At 69.6% G+C, this 16,927-nt stretch carries 14 protein-coding genes; 2 read left to right on the top strand and 12 right to left on the bottom strand.

Annotation, left to right across the window (positions count from 1 at the left end; genetic code table 11):
- Positions 1–14: 14 nt before the first annotated feature.
- Positions 15–1,718, bottom strand: a complete 1,704-nt coding sequence (locus tag ABD088_RS06475; RefSeq protein WP_343900892.1) for a glycerol-3-phosphate dehydrogenase/oxidase — start codon at positions 1,716–1,718, stop codon at positions 15–17.
- Positions 1,719–1,843: 125 nt separating this feature from the next.
- Between ABD088_RS06475 and ABD088_RS06470 the strand changes: the two genes are divergently transcribed.
- Positions 1,844–2,866, top strand: a complete 1,023-nt coding sequence (locus ABD088_RS06470; RefSeq protein WP_343900891.1) for a sugar-binding transcriptional regulator — start codon at positions 1,844–1,846, stop codon at positions 2,864–2,866.
- 61 nt (positions 2,867–2,927) lie between these two features.
- Positions 2,928–3,803 (top strand): alpha/beta fold hydrolase, encoded by an 876-nt coding sequence (locus tag ABD088_RS06465; RefSeq protein ID WP_343900889.1) that lies wholly within the window; start codon positions 2,928–2,930, stop codon positions 3,801–3,803.
- A gap of 12 nt (positions 3,804–3,815) precedes the next feature.
- Here the strand turns inward: ABD088_RS06465 and ABD088_RS06460 are convergent, their stop codons facing one another.
- The 11 genes from ABD088_RS06460 to ABD088_RS06410 form a co-directional block, all read right to left on the bottom strand.
- Positions 3,816–5,861 (bottom strand): primosomal protein N', encoded by a 2,046-nt coding sequence (locus ABD088_RS06460; RefSeq protein WP_343900887.1) that lies wholly within the window; start codon positions 5,859–5,861, stop codon positions 3,816–3,818.
- A gap of 9 nt (positions 5,862–5,870) precedes the next feature.
- Positions 5,871–7,076, bottom strand: coding sequence for a methionine adenosyltransferase (metK, locus tag ABD088_RS06455; RefSeq protein WP_343900886.1), 1,206 nt, complete (start codon positions 7,074–7,076; stop codon positions 5,871–5,873).
- Between the two features lie 9 nt (positions 7,077–7,085).
- A complete protein-coding gene (gene coaBC / locus ABD088_RS06450) occupies positions 7,086–8,336 on the bottom strand; it encodes a bifunctional phosphopantothenoylcysteine decarboxylase/phosphopantothenate--cysteine ligase CoaBC (RefSeq protein WP_343900885.1) in 1,251 nt (416 codons plus the stop codon).
- A 10-nt stretch (positions 8,337–8,346) separates the two neighbouring features.
- Positions 8,347–8,613 (bottom strand): DNA-directed RNA polymerase subunit omega, encoded by a 267-nt coding sequence (rpoZ, locus tag ABD088_RS06445; RefSeq protein ID WP_343900884.1) that lies wholly within the window; start codon positions 8,611–8,613, stop codon positions 8,347–8,349.
- Positions 8,614–8,661: 48 nt separating this feature from the next.
- The gene (gmk, locus tag ABD088_RS06440) at positions 8,662–9,240 is read right to left on the bottom strand and encodes a guanylate kinase (RefSeq protein ID WP_343900883.1); all 579 of its coding nucleotides are present in this window, start codon (positions 9,238–9,240) and stop codon (positions 8,662–8,664) included.
- Positions 9,241–9,251: 11 nt separating this feature from the next.
- On the bottom strand, positions 9,252–9,587 hold the full coding sequence (gene mihF / locus ABD088_RS06435; protein WP_343900882.1) for an integration host factor, actinobacterial type: 336 nt from the start codon (positions 9,585–9,587) through the stop codon (positions 9,252–9,254).
- 120 nt (positions 9,588–9,707) lie between these two features.
- The gene (gene pyrF / locus ABD088_RS06430; RefSeq protein ID WP_343900881.1) at positions 9,708–10,562 is read right to left on the bottom strand and encodes an orotidine-5'-phosphate decarboxylase; all 855 of its coding nucleotides are present in this window, start codon (positions 10,560–10,562) and stop codon (positions 9,708–9,710) included.
- Between the two features lie 3 nt (positions 10,563–10,565).
- The gene (gene carB / locus ABD088_RS06425; RefSeq protein ID WP_343900880.1) at positions 10,566–13,865 is read right to left on the bottom strand and encodes a carbamoyl-phosphate synthase large subunit; all 3,300 of its coding nucleotides are present in this window, start codon (positions 13,863–13,865) and stop codon (positions 10,566–10,568) included.
- A complete protein-coding gene (carA, locus tag ABD088_RS06420) occupies positions 13,865–15,052 on the bottom strand; it encodes a glutamine-hydrolyzing carbamoyl-phosphate synthase small subunit (RefSeq protein WP_343900878.1) in 1,188 nt (395 codons plus the stop codon). Before carA ends, carB begins: the two co-directional genes overlap by 1 nt.
- Positions 15,049–15,531, bottom strand: coding sequence for a PH-like domain-containing protein (locus ABD088_RS06415; RefSeq protein WP_372711151.1), 483 nt, complete (start codon positions 15,529–15,531; stop codon positions 15,049–15,051). The genes carA and ABD088_RS06415 overlap by 4 nt, the downstream gene beginning before the upstream one ends.
- Before the next feature lie 59 nt (positions 15,532–15,590).
- Positions 15,591–16,925, bottom strand: a complete 1,335-nt coding sequence (locus ABD088_RS06410; RefSeq protein ID WP_343900874.1) for a dihydroorotase — start codon at positions 16,923–16,925, stop codon at positions 15,591–15,593.
- Positions 16,926–16,927 lie beyond the last annotated feature (2 nt).

The following is a 16,927-nucleotide window of genomic DNA, read 5'->3' as shown; positions in this document are numbered from 1 at the left end:
GACGGGGAGGAGGCCTAGGCAGCCGCCTGGGTGAAGTTGACGCCGTGCTCTTCGGACAGGACACGGCGGGCATCGGAGCGCTCGGCTTCGCTGCGCTCGGCATCCCAGCCGAGCAGCGGCGCCAGGATCTCCGCGCATTCGTCAATGAGCCCGGCGGTGACCAGGCCCCGGAAGGCCAGCGAGGTGCGGCGGATGAACACATCGACCAGCCGTCCGACCTGTTCGTTCCGGGCCATGTGCCCGAGCTCATCGACACTCAGTTCGGCGCAGTGGCGCAGTGGGGCATCATCCGGACCGCAGACGGCCAGGACCTCGTCGGCGCGGGTGCCATAACGTTCGAGCAGGACGGAGACACGCTCGCGCGGTGCCCGGTCCGTCCGCGCCGAGATCCAACGTTCGCGTTCAACGTCGTTGCGCGGGTAGTCGACCCCACCGCCGATGGCCAGCGACCGGGTGTCCGGTCCCGCGGACCGGCCGAGGGCGCCCAGCGCCTCGGCTCCGAGGTGCTCGGCGAGGGCCCTGAAGGTGGTCCATTTTCCGCCGACGAGGCTGAGCACCGTGGTGCCCCGCCCTCCGGTGCGCTGTTCGATCCTGTAGTCACGCGAGACGAACCCTGGTTGGGTGTCGTCGTGACGCGGCAGTGGCCGGACGCCGGAGAAGCGGTAGACGATTTCGTCGCGGGAGACGGCAACATCGGGGAAGACGTGGTTGATGAGCTCGAAGAAGTAGTCGACTTCCTCGGGGGTGCAACGTGCCGGCTGGGTGATGTCGGCTTCGAGGTCGGTGGTGCCGACCAACACCCGGTCCCCCATCGGGTAGATCAGCACGATACGTCCGTCGCTGTGCTCGAAGAAGATCTCCCGGCCACCGCAGGCGGCAAGCAGTTCGGGGCTGTCCAGGACGATGTGGGATCCCTTGGTCCCCCCCATGAACCGGCTCTCCTGCCCCAGGGTTTCGTTGGTCTGGTCGACCCAGGCGCCGGTGGCATTGACGATGACCGGCGCAGTGAAGTCGAATTCCCCGCCGGTGAGCTCATCGCGCAGCCGGGCAACGCCGTCGTGCTCGGAGACGAGTGAGAGGTAGTTGGAAGCACGCGAGTCCGGGTTGGCTGCCAGCCCGTCGTGCAGCACATCCAGGGTCAGTCGTTCGGGGTTGTGCACGGAGGCGTCGAAGTAGGTGGCCGCGTACTTCACGTCGCGGCGCAGCGCGGGCAGGTCGGCCAGGGCGCGGCGCCGGCCGTGGAAGCGGTGGCGTTCGGTCAGGCGGCCGGAGCCGGCGAAGGCGTCGTACATCATCAGGCCGGCCTTGATGAGCAGCGCACCGCGTTCCTGGGGTTTTCCGTTGCGGTGGGTGAGGAATCGGGCCGGGGCGCTGAGGATCCCGGAGAACGTGGAGAAGACGGGGATGGTGGTGCGCAGCGGCTTGACGTAGTGCGGGGCGATGGCCAGCAGGGTGTTGCGTTCCTGGACCGACTCGCGGACCAGGCGGAATTCGCCGTTCTCCAGGTAGCGGATGCCGCCATGGATCATGTGTGAGGAGGCGCCCGAGGCGCCCTGGCAGTAGTCCCCCCGTTCAACCAGTGCGACGTCGATGCCCTGCAGGGCCAGATACCGGAACGTGGCGACACCGTTGATGCCGCCGCCGACGACGAGGACCTGGGCCTGGGGCCGGTCGCGGAGGGTGGAAACTGACGGGCGGACTGCTGGGGTGGATGGCACGCTGATCGATCCTTTGCTGCGAGGTGGTGCTGGGAATCCCGTATCGGGCTACCGCCAAGTAGTCTGGTGAGTGCAGCACCTAGCGGTCAATTGAGATGCACATATGTGCAAAAGGGAGCCATTCCATGGGTCGTGATGACCATCCCGCGGGCTCGACGGCCCGGGGCAGTGAACCGATTGTGCATGGCGTACGCCACACGAACGGCGACCGGCGGGAGCGCGACGCGCTGCGTGCCGCCCAGCTCTACTACGTCCAGGACCTGACCATGGAGGCGATCGCCCGTGACTTGGGCGTTTCCCGGTCCACGGTGTCGCGGCTGCTCTCCCTGGCCAAGCGCACCGGGCTGGTCAAGATCGAACTGAACCCGCCCCGGGGGCGGGCCACCTCGCTGGTAAGGGACCTCGAGGAGCGGTTCGGGGTGCGCGCCCAGGTGGTGCCCACTGATGGTTCGCTCAGCGAGGCGGAGGTGCTCGAACGGGTCGCCGCCCACGCTGCCCACGTGGTGCAGCCGTTGATCTCCTCCGGCATGACGGTGGGGCTGGCGTGGGGCTCGACGCTTAGTGCGTTGAGCAAGCACCTGGTGCACAAGCCCACGCATGACACGGTCTTCGTCCAGCTCAATGGCGCTGCGAACCCGCAGACCACCGGCATCTCCTACGCCAGCGACATCCTCTTCCGCTTCGGCACCGCCTTCACTGCCCGGGTGGAGCAGTTCCCCGTGCCGGCGTTCTTCGACCGGGCCGAGACGCGCGCCGCCATGTGGAAGGAGCGTTCCGTGATCCGGGTGCTGGACACCCACCGGGACATCAGCCTGGCGGTCTTCGGGCTGGGGTCCATCGACTCGGCAGTGCCCAGCCAGATCTACCGCGGCGGTTACGTCAGCACCCAGGAGGCGCGGGCGCTGCGGGAGCAGGGAGTCGTCGGTGACGTGGCAACTGTGTTCTACCGCAGCGATGGCAGCGACGAGGACATCGCCATGAACGACCGGGCGACCGGACCGCGTCTTGCCGAGTTGCGCCGGATTCCCCAGCGCCTGGCGGTGGTCGCAGGCCGTGGCAAGCTGCCGGCCCTGCGCGGGGCGCTGGAGGGGCGGCTGATGACCGACCTGGTCGTCGACGAGGGCACCGCCTGGCGGCTGCTGCGCTGAACCACGGACCGCCTGGCGCCTCCGGCACCGACCGGGGGCACCGGCCCGATAGGCTCGACCCATGAGCGAATCCCCCGCCCGCCGCGTGCCTTTCACCACCCGTCACCACCACCTCGGATCCGAGATGGTGGTGAGGACCTATCCGGCGTCGGGCCCCTCACACGGGATCATCCTGGCCATCCACGGTTTCCGCGGCGACCACCACGGCCTGGACCTGCTGGTCCGTCATCTGCCCGGTTACACCGTCGTCGTACCCGATCTGCCGGGCTTCGGGGACTCCACCGCATTCACCGCTTCCGTCCACGACGCCGCAACCTACGCGGGGGTCATCGAGGTGTTGCGCGCCGATCTGGGGCTGCCGGAATCCACGACGCTGCTGGGCCACTCCTTCGGCTCCATCGTGGCGGCGTTTCATGCAGCGGCATACCCCGGGGCCTTTGCCCGCCTGGTCCTGGTCAACCCCATTTGCGAGCCCGCGTTGGAGGGCCGGCAGGCGTTGTTCTCCCGGCTGGCCGCCGGCTACTACGCCGCCGGACGGATGCTGCCCGAGCCACTGGGACTGGCAGTGCTGCGCAGCCGACTGGTGGTGGACGTCATGTCGGCCATGATGGGGACCTCCGGTGATCCGGCCACGCAGGCGTACGTGGTGGATCAGCACCGGCGCTACTTCAGCAGGTTCGCGAACCGGAGCAGCCTGCAGGAGTCCTTCGCGTCCTCGATCCGGGACACGGTGCGCGATGTTGCACCGGAGATCACCGCCCCGACGCTGCTGGTGGTCGGTGAGCTCGATGACCTCGGCTCGGTGCCCGGGCAGTATGCCCTCGCCGCCGCCTTCCCGCAGGCGCGGATCGAGATCATCGCCGGCGTGGGCCATCTCATCCACTACGAGCGCCCGGCGGAGGCCGCGCACTTCATTGAATTGTTTCTTGTCGACTAGGCGACAACTCTCCTAGAGGAGTCCCTGCGCGTCGACCCGGACGTTGACCACCGGGTCGCGGTTGGCCGAGGCGCGCGCCTTGACGCGGCGCAGCTCGGCGGTGACCTGCGCCCCCTGCCCGTAGGGGAAGAACAGCAGCCACCGGTGCACCCCGTCCTCCTCGATCACCGGTCCGGTCAGCCGCACCGTCTCGTGGAGTTCCAGTGCCCCGGCGAAGGCGTCCGCAGCGGTCGCCGGCCCGGACAGGGCAGCGGTGCGCACGGCCGGAGGCAGCCCCAGGTCGCGGCGCAGGCCCAGCTCCCGTTCGGCGAAGCCCGCGGCATCCCACCGCACCAGGGCCTTGACCGGATCCGAATCGGCGGCGGCGACCACCACGACCCCGCCCTCACGGGACGGCTTGGCCAGGGACGCCGCGGCGAGCCAGCGGTGCAGCACCTCCTCGCCGGTGCGCAATTCATCGCGGGCCAGCATGCGGTCCCCGTCCAGCAGCAGCACGGCAGCATATCCCCCGACGGCGACCGGTTCGGCCCCCGGGGTGGCGACCACCAGCGACGGGGACGAGGGAACGGAGAGGCGTGGGTGCTCGCCGGTGGCGCTGATGACCGGGACCTTCGGAAAAGCCCTCCCCAGTTCCTCGGCGGTGCGGTCGGCGCCAATCGCCGCGGCACGCAACTGGTGCCCGCCGCAGGTCTGGCAGGTCCAGCCCGGTGCCTGCCTGCCGCACCAGCGGCAGCCGGGGACCGCGTGCGTGTGCTCGAGCGCCAGGGGGCCCGCACATTCGGTGCAGCGGGCCGGCTCCCGGCAGCGTTCGCAGCGGACCGCCGGCAGGAAACCTGTCCGGGCGACCTGGACCAGCACCGGCCCGTGTTCCAGAGCGCGGGCTGCCGTCGACCAGGCGATACGGGGCAGCCGGGCGGCGTGCAGCACGGGGTCGCGTTCCTGCTCGAAGGAGTCGGAGCTGGCGGTCACCCGGGGTGCCTGGGCACGCAGCACCGCCCGGGGCGCCATGAGTTCGGGCGCCCAGCCGGTGAGCACCAGGCGCTGGGCCTCGGCGCTGCGCGAGCTGGAGGCCACGAGGAGCGCACATCCAACCTGCGCGGCACGCAGCAGCAGGACCTCGCGGGCGTGTTGGTAGGGCGCCCTGGCCTCGGCGTGGCTGGAGTCCTGGTCCTCCCAAAGCACCACCAGGCCCAGGTCGTGGACGGGCGCGTAGGCTGCCGAGCGGGTCCCGACGGCCACCGGGGCATGGCCGCGGGCGATCCTCAGGAAGGCCCGGTATCGGGAGGTGGCGCCGTCCTCGGCGCTGAGCCGTGCGACGTCGGCCTCCCCCAACGCGGCGGACAGCGAGGCCGCAGCACGGTCCAGGTCCCGGGCATCGGGCACCACCACCAGGGCACCCCGACCGGAGTCACGGCAGGCACGCACCGCCTCGGTGATCAGGGCCGGCCAGCCCCCGGGCTGGTTGGGGATGACGGTGAGCACTGCCCGGGGGGATCCCCCGGTGGCAAGCTGCTGCAGGTAGGAGGCACCGCCGTCGTAGGCGGGAAGGCACGACGGCGGTTCCCGGGTGCCCGGGTCGGCGTCGGGGACGCTGGTGCCGGCCGACACTGCGTCCTGGGTTTTTTCGGTTTCCACCCGGGCCATGCGCGGCGGGATGGCGGAGCGGATCACGTCGGGGACGGTGCCGGCGTAGCGTGCCGCGACCGCCTGGCAGAGCGCCAGGACGTCCTCGCGCAGGACGATCTCGGTGGAGACGACCTTGCCCAGTGGCTGCAGTTTCACCCCGGGGTCGGTCTCGGCGAGCCGCTCGAGGAGGTACCCGGACAGTTCCTGCCCGCCGAACCGGGCCCGGATCCTCACGCCCGGGACGGCGGTGGCGTCGAGCTCGGCCGGGACCAGGTAGTCATAGAGCCGGTCCAGATGGGGCACCTGGGTCTCGAGCAGCACCCGGGCCACCGGCAGCGTGGCGGCGGCGGTGATCCCGCCGGGCAGCGGTCCGCGGAGGTCGAAGCCCTGCAGCAGCGTGGGCTGCCCGGGTTCGTCCGCGGACCGGTCCACCGGGGCCCCCTAGAGGTTGAAGTAGCTGCGCAATGCGTCGACGCGGGTGGTCTGCTCCCAGGTGAAGCCGGGCTCCTCGCGGCCGAAGTGGCCGTGGGCCGCAGTGCGCTGGTAGATGGGGCGCTTGAGGTCCAGATCCTCGATGATGCCCAGCGGGCGCAGGTCGAAGACCGCCTCGATGGCGTCGGCGATGCGCAGCGGGTCCACGGTCTCGGTGCCGAAGGTCTCGACGTAGAGCCCGACGGGGCGGGCGACGCCGATCGCGTAGGCGACCTGGATTTCGGCACGGCGGGCCAGGCCCGCGGCGACGACGTTCTTCGCGATCCAGCGCATGGCATAGGCCGCGGAACGGTCGACCTTCGAGGGGTCCTTGCCGGAGAAGGCACCGCCGCCGTGGCGGGCGAAGCCGCCGTAGGTATCCACGATGATCTTGCGTCCGGTCAGCCCGGCATCGCCCACGGGGCCGCCGATGATGAACGGGCCTGAGGGGTTCAGGATGATGCGCGTGTTGGAGATGTCCAGCTCGGTGCCGGCCAGAACCGGCTTGACGACCAGTTCGAGCAGGTCGGTGCGCAACTGGTCCAGTTCGAGTTCGCGGGCGTGCTGGGCGGAGACGACGACCGTCTCGACCGAGACGGGGATGTCGCCGTCGTAACCGATGGTGACCTGGGTCTTGCCGTCCGGGCGCAGCAATGGCTGCGATCCGTCCTTGCGGACCTGGGTGAGCTTTTCGGAGAGCCGTTGGGCCAGCCAGATCGGGGTGGGCATCAGCACGGGGGTCTCGTCGGACGCGTAGCCGAACATGATGCCCTGGTCGCCGGCACCCTGGGCGTCACGCGGGTCAAGCCCGGACCCCTCACGCATCTCCCAGGAGTTGAACACGCCGTCGGCGATCTCCTGCGACTGCTGTCCGATGGAGACCGAGACACCGCAGCGGGCGCCGTCGAAGCCATTGGCCGAGGAGTCGTAGCCGATGTCCAGGATGGTCTGGCGGACCAGTTGCGGGATCTCGACGTATCCGGCAGTGGTGACCTCCCCGGCCACGTGGACCAGCCCGGTGGTGGTCAGGGTTTCCACGGCCACCCGCGAGTTCGGGTCCTGGGTGAGCATGGCGTCGAGGATGGCATCACTGATCTGGTCGCAGATCTTGTCGGGATGGCCCTCGGTCACCGATTCGGAGCTGAACAGACGCAGGGCGGGATTCTGGGAAGTCACCCGTCCACTCTACCGGTTCAACGCGGCGGCCAGCGCCGTGACAACGGCCTCGGCGACCTCGTCCTTGGTGCCGGCCACGTGGACCTCCGGGGCGTCATCGGCGGAGAGGATGGTCACCGTGTTGTCCTCGGTGCCGAAGCCCAACGTGGCGCCGACCTCGTTGACGACCAGCAGGTCGCACCCCTTGCGGGCCAGCTTGGACCGGGCATGGTCCATGACGGAGCCGTCGTCGTCCCCGGTTTCGGCGGCGAATCCGACGATGACCGCCGGTCCGGAAGCGGGATCCTCGCGTCGCTGGTCCACCAGCGAGGCGAGGATGTCAGGGTTGCGCACCAGGGTGAGCGTGGGGGCCCCGTCGTCGCCCTTCTTCTTGATCTTGGAGTCGGCATAGTCTGCCGGGCGGAAGTCGGCGACCGCAGCGGCCATGACGACGGCGTCTGCCCCCTCACAGGCAGCGGTCACCGCGTCACGCAGCTCCAGTGCCGTGGAGGCGGTCACCAGTTCGACGCCGGGGGGAACGCCGGTCTCCAGATGGGCGGCGATCAGTTTCACGGTGGCACCTGCGGCCAGGGCGGCACGGGCGACCGCTGTGCCCTGTTTTCCGGAGGAGCGGTTGCCCAGGAAACGGACCGGATCCAGGGGTTCGCGGGTGCCGCCGGCGGAGACGACGACGGTACGCCCGGACAGGGGCAGGTCGGTGCGCGGGCCCACCAGGTGGCTGGCGGCCGCCAGCAGGCGTTGGGCCGCGTCGAAGAGCTCCTGGGCTTCCGGCAGGCGGCCGGGGCCGGAGTCCTTGCCGGTCAACCGTCCGACACCGGGGTCGACGACGGTGATGCCCCGGGAGCGCAAGGTGGCGATGTTGGCGGTGGTGGCGGGGTTCTCCCACATCTCGGTGTGCATGGCCGGGGCGATCATGACCGGGGCGCGGCTGGCCAGCACCGTGTTGGTGAGCAGGTCGTTGGCCATCCCCGCGGCGAGGCGGGCCACCAGGTCGGCGGTGGCCGGGGCGATGACGACCAGGTCGGCCTCCTGCCCCAGGCGCACGTGGTTGACGTCCTCGACCGCCTCGAACACACCGGTATGCACCGGACGGCCCGAGAGGGCCTCCCAGGTGGCGCGGCCGACGAACTGCAGCGACGCCTCCGTGGGGACGACGTCGACGTGACGTCCCGACTCCTTAAACAACCGCAGCAGCGCCGCGACCTTGTAGGCGGCGATGCCGCCGCCTATTCCAAGGACGATGCGCTGCTGGGCCGTCACGGCTTCGGTGCTACTCGGCGGCTTCTGCGGCGATCGGGTTGACCTGCAGGAGCCCCTCGTTGATTTCGCGCAGGGCGATGGACAGCGGCTTCTCGTTGAGCTGGGTGTCGACCAGCGGGCCGACGTACTCGAACAGGCCCTCGTGCAGCTGCGAGTAGTACGCGTTGATCTGGCGTGCGCGCTTGGCCGAGTTGATGACCAGCGCGTACTTCGAATCGGTGGTGGTCAGCAGCTCGTCGATCGGCGGGTTGATGATGCCTTCAAGGTTCGTGGACACGAATCCTCCAAATTCTGTGTGGTGTTCGTCGGTGCCGGCGGGTACTGCCTACCGCTGGTGCGGTGTCAGCCCCATCTGGGAAACCAGCTCGTCGGCTGCACGCTGGATGTCGTCATTCACGATGGTGACGTCGAATTCCCGTTCGGCAGCAAGTTCCAGTTTAGCGGTATCGAGCCGTCTTTGCTGTTCGTCTGCCGTTTCGGTGCCGCGACCGATGAGTCGGCGGACCAGTTCGTCCCAACTCGGAGGTGCCAGGAAGACGAATTTCGCCTCCGGCATCGACTTCTTGACCTGGCGTGCCCCCTGCAGGTCGATCTCCAGCAGGACGCTGCGCCCGGCGGCGACCGCCTCCTGGACCTTGGTGCGGATGGTGCCGTAGCTGTTGCGCCCGTGGACGACGGCCCATTCGAGCATGTCCCCGGAGTCCACGAGTTCCTGGAAGGCCTCGGGGCCGACGAAGAAGTAGTGCACACCGTCCTGCTCGCCGGGTCGCGGGTCACGGGTGGTCGCCGAGACGGACAGCCAGACCTCCGGGTAATGGTCACGGATGTAGGTCGAGATGGTCCCCTTGCCCACGGCTGTGGGGCCCGCGAGTACGGTGACGGTCGGATGGCTGGAAGCCGGCATGGTGTCCTTTGTTACTTTTTTGCGTGCGGCGGCGTGTCGGCGAAGTGGGCCAGCAGGGCACCTTGCTGCTTGCGACCCAGGCCACGCAGCCGGCGATTCGCCGAGATGCCGATGCGATCCATCAGTGCTGCGGCCCTGACCGTCCCGACTCCGGGCACCGACTCGAGCAGGTCCGCGACACGTAAGCGTCCCACGGCCTCATCGGTCCGGGCGAGTTCGAGCAGGTCGGTGATCCCGAGGTTGCCGCTGCCGAAGTTCTTTTTCACTTCGGCCCGCCGCGTCCGCGAGACCAGGGCCTTGGCCCGCGCCTTGGCGCGGTCCTCCTCCGATAATGACTTCAAAACCATAGCGTAATCCCCTGCCGGCTAGGAATCGGTCGTGACTAGGCACCACACGCCATCTTCGACGACGTGATCCGAACCTAGCGAACCCGGGCACCGGGCGCAATGGCCCGGCGCCCGTCGGCTTCAGGAACGCAGGTCCTCCTGCACCCGTGAGGTGGCGTCCTGCAGTGCCCGCTGCGTGGGTCCGTGGCGGAGGATATCGCGGCTGGAGGTGGGGACCAGCTGGTCCCAGACGGCCCCGAAAACGGCCCGCAGGTCTGCCCCCGTGGCCCCCTGGGCGCCGAGCCCCGGGGCGAGGATCGGTGCGTGGCTGGCGGCCAGGTCGATGCCCAGCTCCCGAAGTGCAGGTCCGACGGTGGCGCCGATGACCAGGCCGGTGGACCCGAAGGGGGTGGCGCCGTCGTTCTCGGCAGCGGTGGCCTCGACGATGGACCGGGCCACCGAGGCGGCTCCCCCGACGTGTTGGACGCTGGCTCCCTCCGGATTGGAGGTCAGCCCCAGGACGAACACCCCGCGTCCGGTGGCCGCTGCGGCGTCCAGTGCCGGGCGCAGCGACCCGAAGCCCAGGTAGGGGCTCAGGGTCACGGCGTCGGCGGCCAACGGCGAACCGTCGGCGAGCCAGGCGTCCGCATAGGCGGCCATGGTGGAGCCGATGTCCCCGCGCTTCGCGTCGGCCAGCGAGAGCAGACCGGCGTCGGCGCAGGCAGCCAACGTACGCTCCAGTGCAGCGATGCCCGCGGAGCCGTGGCGTTCGAACAAGGCGACCTGCGGCTTGACCAGGGCCACCTGTCCGGCCAGTGCCTCCACGACGCGCAGGGCGAAGCGTTCCACCCCGCTGGCGTCATCGGGCAGCTCCCAGTCGGCCAGCAGGCCCGGATGGGGGTCGATGCCCACGCACAGCGGGCCGTGCGCTTCCATCGCGCGCCCCAGCCGGGTCCCGAACGGGTCCCGGGTACCGGCGTCGTGCCCTGTGCCCATGCCTCAGGCCCCCGCGCGGGAGGCGTTGAGGCGTGCCGCGTGCTCCTGCAGGCTGGTGACCGACCACTCGTATTCGCGCATGGCCTGGATCGCCTGGATGGCCGCACCGAATTCGGCCACCGTGGTGATCACCGGGGTGCCGACGGAGGTGGCCGCGGCGCGGATCTCGTAGCCGTCGCCGCGGGCGTCGCCGCCCGAGGGGGTGTTCAGGATCATGTCGATCTTGCCCTCGGTGATCAGGTCGGTGATGGTCGGCTCGCCGTCCTCGGTGCCCTCGCGGACCTTGCGGACCACCGTGGCGGAGATGCCGTTGCGGCGCAGGACCTCGGCGGTGCCGCCGGTGGAGACGATCTCGAAGCCGAGATCGGCCAGGTGCTTGACCGGCAGCACGATGGAGCGCTTGTCCCGGTTGGCGACCGAGACGAAGACACGCCCGCCGGTGGGCAGCGGCGAGTTCGACGCCGCCTGGCTCTTGGCGAAGGCGGTGTCGAAGTACTTGTCGATGCCCATCACCTCGCCGGTGGAGCGCATCTCCGGGCCGAGCAGCGAGTCGACGACCTTGCCCTCCGGGGTGCGGAAGCGGGCGAAGGGCAGGACGGCTTCCTTCACGGAAACCGGGCAATCGGCCGGCAGCTGCGAGCCGTCGCCGGTGGCCGGCAGCAGGTGGTGCACCTCGCGCAGCTCGGCAATGGACACGCCGGTGCCGATGAGCGCGGCGCCCTTGGCCAGCTGGACCCCGGTGGCCTTGGAGACGAACGGGACGGTCCGCGAGGCGCGCGGGTTGGCCTCGATGACGTAGAGGACGTCGGAGGCCAGGGCGAACTGGATGTTGATCAGTCCGCGCACCCCCACGCCGCGGGCGATGGCCAGGGTGGCCTCGGCAACCCGCGCCTGCACGTCGGTGCCCAGGGTGATCGGGGGCAGCACGCAGGCGGAGTCCCCGGAGTGGATGCCGGCCTCCTCGATGTGCTCCATGATGCCGCCGATGTAGATGTCGGTGCCGTCGTAGAGGGCGTCGACGTCGATCTCGATGGCGTCCTCGAGGAACCGGTCGACCAGGACCGGGTGGTCCTCGGTGATCTCGGTGGCGTGGGTGATGTAGCGCTCCAGGTTCGCCTCGTCGTAGACGATCTCCATGCCGCGTCCGCCCAGAACGTAGGACGGGCGGACCAGCACCGGGTAGCCGATCTCGTCGGCGATCTTCTTCGCGTCCTCGAAGGAGACGGCGGTGCCGTTCTTCGGGGAGATCAGCCCGCCTTCCTCCAGCACGCGGGAGAAGGCACCGCGGTGTTCGGCCAGGTCGATGGCCTCCGGGGAGGTCCCCAGGATCGGCACTCCGGCGTCGGCGAGCTCCTGGGCCAGCTTCAGCGGGGTTTGGCCGCCGAGCTGGACGTAGACGCCGAGCACTCCCCCGGTTTCCTGTTCGGCGTGGATGACCTCCAGCACGTCCTCGAGCGTGAGCGGCTCGAAGTACAGGCGGGTGGAGACGTCGTAGTCGGTGGAGACGGTTTCCGGGTTGCAGTTGACCATGACGGTCTCGTAGCCGGCCTCGCGCAGCGCCATGGTGGCGTGGACGCAGGAGTAGTCGAACTCGATGCCCTGGCCGATGCGGTTCGGGCCGGAGCCCAGGATGATCACCGAGGGCTTGGCGTGGGCCCGGACCTCGGTCTCCTCGTCGTAGGAGGAGTAGTGGTACGGGGTGTAGGCGGCGAATTCCGCGGCGCAGGTGTCGACCGTCTTGTAGACCGGACGCACCCCCAGCGCGTGGCGTACCCCGCGCACGACGGCCTCGGGGGTGTGGGTCAGTGCACCGATCTGCTCGTCGGAGAAACCGTGGCGCTTGGCCAGGCGCAGCACGTCCTCATTCAGTGATCCTGCGTCGCGGATCTGCGCGGCGATCTCGTTGATGAGCACCAGCTGGTCCAGGTACCAGGGGTCGATCCCCGTGGCCTCGTAGGTCTCCTCGATGGAGGCCCCGCCCAGCAGCGCCTGCTGGACCATGGCCAACCGGCCGGTGGAGCCGACGCGGCTGCGGGCCAGCAACCCCTGGACCTCCACCGGGTCCGGAGCGGTGAACGTCAGCTGGGCGTCGCGCTGCTCGAGCGAGCGCAGTGCCTTCTGCAGCGCCTCGGTGAAGTTGCGCCCGATCGCCATGGCCTCGCCGACCGACTTCATGGTGGTGGTCAGGGTCGGGTCGGCCGCCGGGAACTTCTCGAAGGCGAAACGCGGGACCTTCACGACGACGTAGTCCAGCGTGGGCTCGAAGCTCGCCGGGGTCTTGAGCGTGATGTCGTTGGGGATCTCATCGAGCGTGTAGCCCAGGGAGAGCTTGGTGGCGATCTTGGCGATGGCGAAGCCGGTGGCCTTCGACGCCAGGGCGGAGGACCGCGACACGCGGGGGTTCATCTCGATGACCACCACGCGGCCGGTGTCCGGTTCGATCGCGAACTGGATGTTGCAGCCGCCGGTGTCCACCCCCACCTCGCGGATCACCGCGATGGAGATGTCACGCAGGTTCTGGTACTCGCGGTCGGTCAAGGTCATGGCCGGGGCGACGGTGATCGAGTCACCGGTGTGCACGCCGACCGGGTCGAAGTTCTCGATGGAGCACACGACGACGACGTTGTCGTTCTTGTCGCGCATCATCTCCAGCTCGTATTCCTTCCAGCCCAGGATGGACTCCTCCAGGAGCACCTCGGAGGTCGGCGAGTACTGGATGCCGGCGCCGGCGATGCGGCGCAGGTCCTCGGCGTTGTAGGCCATGCCGGACCCCAGGCCGCCCATGGTGAAGGAAGGGCGCACGACGACGGGGTAATTCAACTCCTCGACGGCGGCGAACGCCTCGTCCATGGAGTGCACGATGAGCGACTTGGCCGACTCGGCACCACAGCGTTCGACGACGCCCTTGAACTTCTCGCGGTCCTCACCGAGTTCGATGGCCTCGATGTTGGCACCGATGAGTTCGACGTTGTAGCGCTGCAGGGCACCGGACTTGTCCAGGGCGATGGCCGTGTTCAGGGCGGTCTGCCCACCGAGGGTGGGAAGGATGGCGTCCGGGCGCTCCTTGGCGATGATCTTCTCGACGACCTCGGGGGTGATCGGCTCGATGTAGGTCGCGTCGGCGAACTCCGGATCGGTCATGATGGTGGCCGGGTTCGAGTTGACCAGGATGACCCGCAGGCCCTCCTCGCGCAGCACACGCAGCGCCTGGGTGCCGGAGTAGTCGAACTCGGCGGCCTGGCCAATGACGATCGGGCCCGACCCGATGACCAGGACTGACTTGAGGTCTTCGCGCTTGGGCATTAGTTCCCTTCCTGGGAGGTCGTGGTGGTGGCGCCCTGGGCGGCCATCAGGTCGATGAAGCGGTCAAAGAGGTACGCGGAATCGTGGGGTCCGGCCGCGGCCTCCGGGTGGTACTGCACGGAGAAGGCCGGCAGGTCCAGGCAGCGCAGGCCCTCCACGACGTTGTCGTTCAGCGAGATGTGGGAGACCTCCACCCGGCCGAACCGGGATTCGGGGGCCTCGTGGGCACCGTCGCGCGGTGCGTCCACGGCAAAACCGTGGTTCTGGCTGGTGATCTCCACCTTGCCCGTGCCCAGGTCCATGACCGGCTGGTTGATCCCGCGGTGGCCGTAGGGCAGCTTGTAGGTGCCGAACCCCAGCGCGCGGCCGAGGATCTGGTTGCCGAAGCAGATGCCGAAGAACGGGATCCGGGCCTCGAGCACCTGGCGCAGCGTGGCCACCTGCTCGTCGGCGGTGGCCGGGTCGCCGGGGCCGTTGGAGAGGAAGACGCCGTCGGCGCCGACCGCTGCGATCTGCTCGAACGTCGAGGTGGCGGGCAGCACGTGGACCCGGACGCCGCGTTCGGCGAAGCGCACCGGGGTCATGCCCTTGATGCCCAGGTCGATCGCGGCGATGCTGAAACGCGGTTCCCCGGTCCACCCGTGGTCGGCGGGCTCGACGGTGTAGGCGGCGTCGACGCTGACCTCTTCGGCGAGCCGGGCACCGGCCATGGGGGCCTGGCCGGTGACCTGCTCGAGCAGTTGTGCGGCCGTGGCGCGGGCTGCGTCGCCGGAGAAGATGCCGGCCTTCATGGCCCCCCGCTCGCGCAGGTGGCGGGTGATGGCGCGGGTGTCCACGCCCTGGATGCCCACGACGCCCTGGCGGGCCAGCTCGTCGTCCAGGGTGCCCTCGGAACGCCAGTTCGACGGTCGGCGGGCCGCGTCGCGGACGATGTAGCCGGCGACCCAGATGCGACGGGATTCGTTGTCCGCCGCGTTCACCCCGGTGTTGCCGATGTGCGGTGCGGTCTGCACCACCAGCTGGCGGGCGTAGGACGGGTCGGTGATGGTCTCCTGGTATCCGGTCATGCCGGTCGCGAACACTGCTTCGCCCAGGGCGGTGCCGCCGGCGCCGTAGGCGCGGCCGCGGAACATGCGCCCGTCCTCCAGGACCAGGACTGCGGGTTCGGTGGTCGTCATCGCGCTCATTCGTTGTCCTTCTTCGGTGCTGTGTGGTCGTGGGCCGGTCCGGTGGCGCCGGCTCCGGGGATCAATGCTTCGGTGGCGGCCACGAGGGTGGCCATGTCCTGGGCTCGTCGGGGGCGGAATCCGGTGTCGAGGTGGTGTTCACCCAGCCGCCAACCCACCACCAGCAGCCCGCCGGCCTCGACGAACTTGCCGGCCATGCCGGCCTCGCGGCGGCACGATTCGAGGTCGGCGACCGGGAGGAAGACATCGGGTGCGCCGCTGCGGGTGAACAGCACGCCCTCGGCGTGGACGGTGAGCGTGGCATTGGATTTCATGCCCAGCCCGTGGACGCTGATCCGGTCCAGCCAGTCCCCCGCAGTGGTGGTCGAGACGTATTGTCCGCCGGCCTCGGCGAGGGGGGCGGTGAGTTCTCCGGGGATGGCGGCGGGGGCCACGACGTCGGACTGGCGTCCCTGGCGGTGCCGCCAGCCGACGCGCATCAACGCGATGGCCACTGCGGCCACGGCGATGATCCCGATGATGTAGGGGACGTATTCGTTCACGAGGCGGCTCCCGTGTAGGCGCGGGGGGTGTTCAGTGCGCCGTCCAGGACCGTGGGGTGGCCGTGGAAGAAGGTGGCGCGCACGCTACCCGGGAGCTCCATCCCGGCGAAGGGCGAGTTCCGCCCCTTGGTGGCCATCTCCTCCGGCTTGACGGTCCAGCGGGCTGCCGGGTCCACCAGGATGAGGTTGGCCGGTTCCCCGGCAGCCAGCGGGCGTCCCTGGTCCTGGAGCCGGCCGATGGCCGCAGGCGTCGTGGAGGTGATCCGCGCGACGTCTTCCCAACCGATCAGGCCCGTCTCGACCATGGTGTGCTGGACGACGGAGAGCGCGGTTTCCAGCCCGGTCATGCCCATCGCCGCCTGCGCCCATTCGCAGTCCTTGGCCTCGGAGGGGTGGGGTGCATGGTCGGTGCCGATGACGTCGATGGTGCCGTCCGCCAGCCCGGCCCGCAGCGCCAGCACATCGGCTTCGCGGCGCAATGGCGGGTTGACCTTGTAGACCGGGTCGTAGCTGCGCACCAGTTCATCGGTGAGCAGCAGGTGGTGCGGGGTGACCTCGGCGGTGACGTTGATGCCCAGGGACTTGGCCCAGCGGATGATCTCCACCGAACCGGCGGTGGAGACGTGGCAGACGTGCAGGCGGGACCCGACGTGCTGGGCCAGCAGGACATCACGGGCGATGATCGATTCCTCGGCGACCGCAGGCCAACCGGCCAGCCCCAACACCGCAGAGACCTCGCCCTCGTTCATCTGGGCGCCCTCGGTCAGCCGGGGTTCCTGGGCGTGCTGGGCAATGACCCCGTCGAACGCCTTCACGTACTCCAGGGCACGGCGCATCATCACCGGATCCCAGACGCACATGCCGTCGTCGGAGAAGACGCGCACGCGGGCCCGCGAATCCGCCATGGCCCCGAGTTCGGAGAGCTGGGTGCCGGCCAGGCCGACGGTGACCGCACCGACGGGGCGCACGTCGACCCAGCCGCTGCGCTGTCCCAGGTTGTGCACCTGTTCCACGACGCCCGCCGTGTCGGCGACCGGTGTGGAGTTGGCCATGGCGTGCACCGCGGTGAAGCCGCCGCGGGCCGCTGCCCGGGTTCCGGTTTCAACGGTTTCGGCGTCCTCCCGGCCGGGTTCGCGCAGGTGCGTGTGCAGGTCGACCATGCCGGGCAGGGCGATGAGCCCGGCGGCATCGATGACCTCGGCTGACGTGGCGGCGTTGTGGGTGGAGGCTTCCGCTCCGGTGGCCACGACGGTCCCGCCGTCGAGCAGCAGGTCGGTGGCGGGACCGCCGGCGAGGGCGGCGCCGCGGATCAGGTAGGTGGTGGTGCTCATGT

Source organism: Arthrobacter rhombi (assembly GCF_039526245.1).
Taxonomy (GTDB): Bacteria; Actinomycetota; Actinomycetes; order Actinomycetales; family Micrococcaceae; genus Arthrobacter_H; species Arthrobacter_H rhombi.
This window is presented reverse-complemented; position numbering and strand designations above follow the sequence as displayed.

What these genes read in the sequence shown, in the direction of transcription:
- ABD088_RS06470 (WP_343900891.1), top strand. Translation starts at nt 1,844, where the DNA reads ATGGGTCGTGATGACCATCCCGCGGGCTCGACGGCCCGGGGCAGTGAA.
- ABD088_RS06465 (WP_343900889.1), top strand. Translation starts at nt 2,928, where the DNA reads ATGAGCGAATCCCCCGCCCGCCGCGTGCCTTTCACCACCCGTCACCAC.
- gmk (WP_343900883.1), bottom strand. Translation starts at nt 9,240, where the DNA reads ATGCCGGCTTCCAGCCATCCGACCGTCACCGTACTCGCGGGCCCCACA.
- mihF (WP_343900882.1), bottom strand. Translation starts at nt 9,587, where the DNA reads ATGGTTTTGAAGTCATTATCGGAGGAGGACCGCGCCAAGGCGCGGGCC.
- pyrF (WP_343900881.1), bottom strand. Translation starts at nt 10,562, where the DNA reads ATGGGCACAGGGCACGACGCCGGTACCCGGGACCCGTTCGGGACCCGG.
- carB (WP_343900880.1), bottom strand. Translation starts at nt 13,865, where the DNA reads ATGCCCAAGCGCGAAGACCTCAAGTCAGTCCTGGTCATCGGGTCGGGC.
- carA (WP_343900878.1), bottom strand. Translation starts at nt 15,052, where the DNA reads ATGAGCGCGATGACGACCACCGAACCCGCAGTCCTGGTCCTGGAGGAC.
- ABD088_RS06415 (WP_372711151.1), bottom strand. Translation starts at nt 15,531, where the DNA reads ATGCGCGTCGGCTGGCGGCACCGCCAGGGACGCCAGTCCGACGTCGTG.
- ABD088_RS06410 (WP_343900874.1), bottom strand. Translation starts at nt 16,925, where the DNA reads ATGAGCACCACCACCTACCTGATCCGCGGCGCCGCCCTCGCCGGCGGT.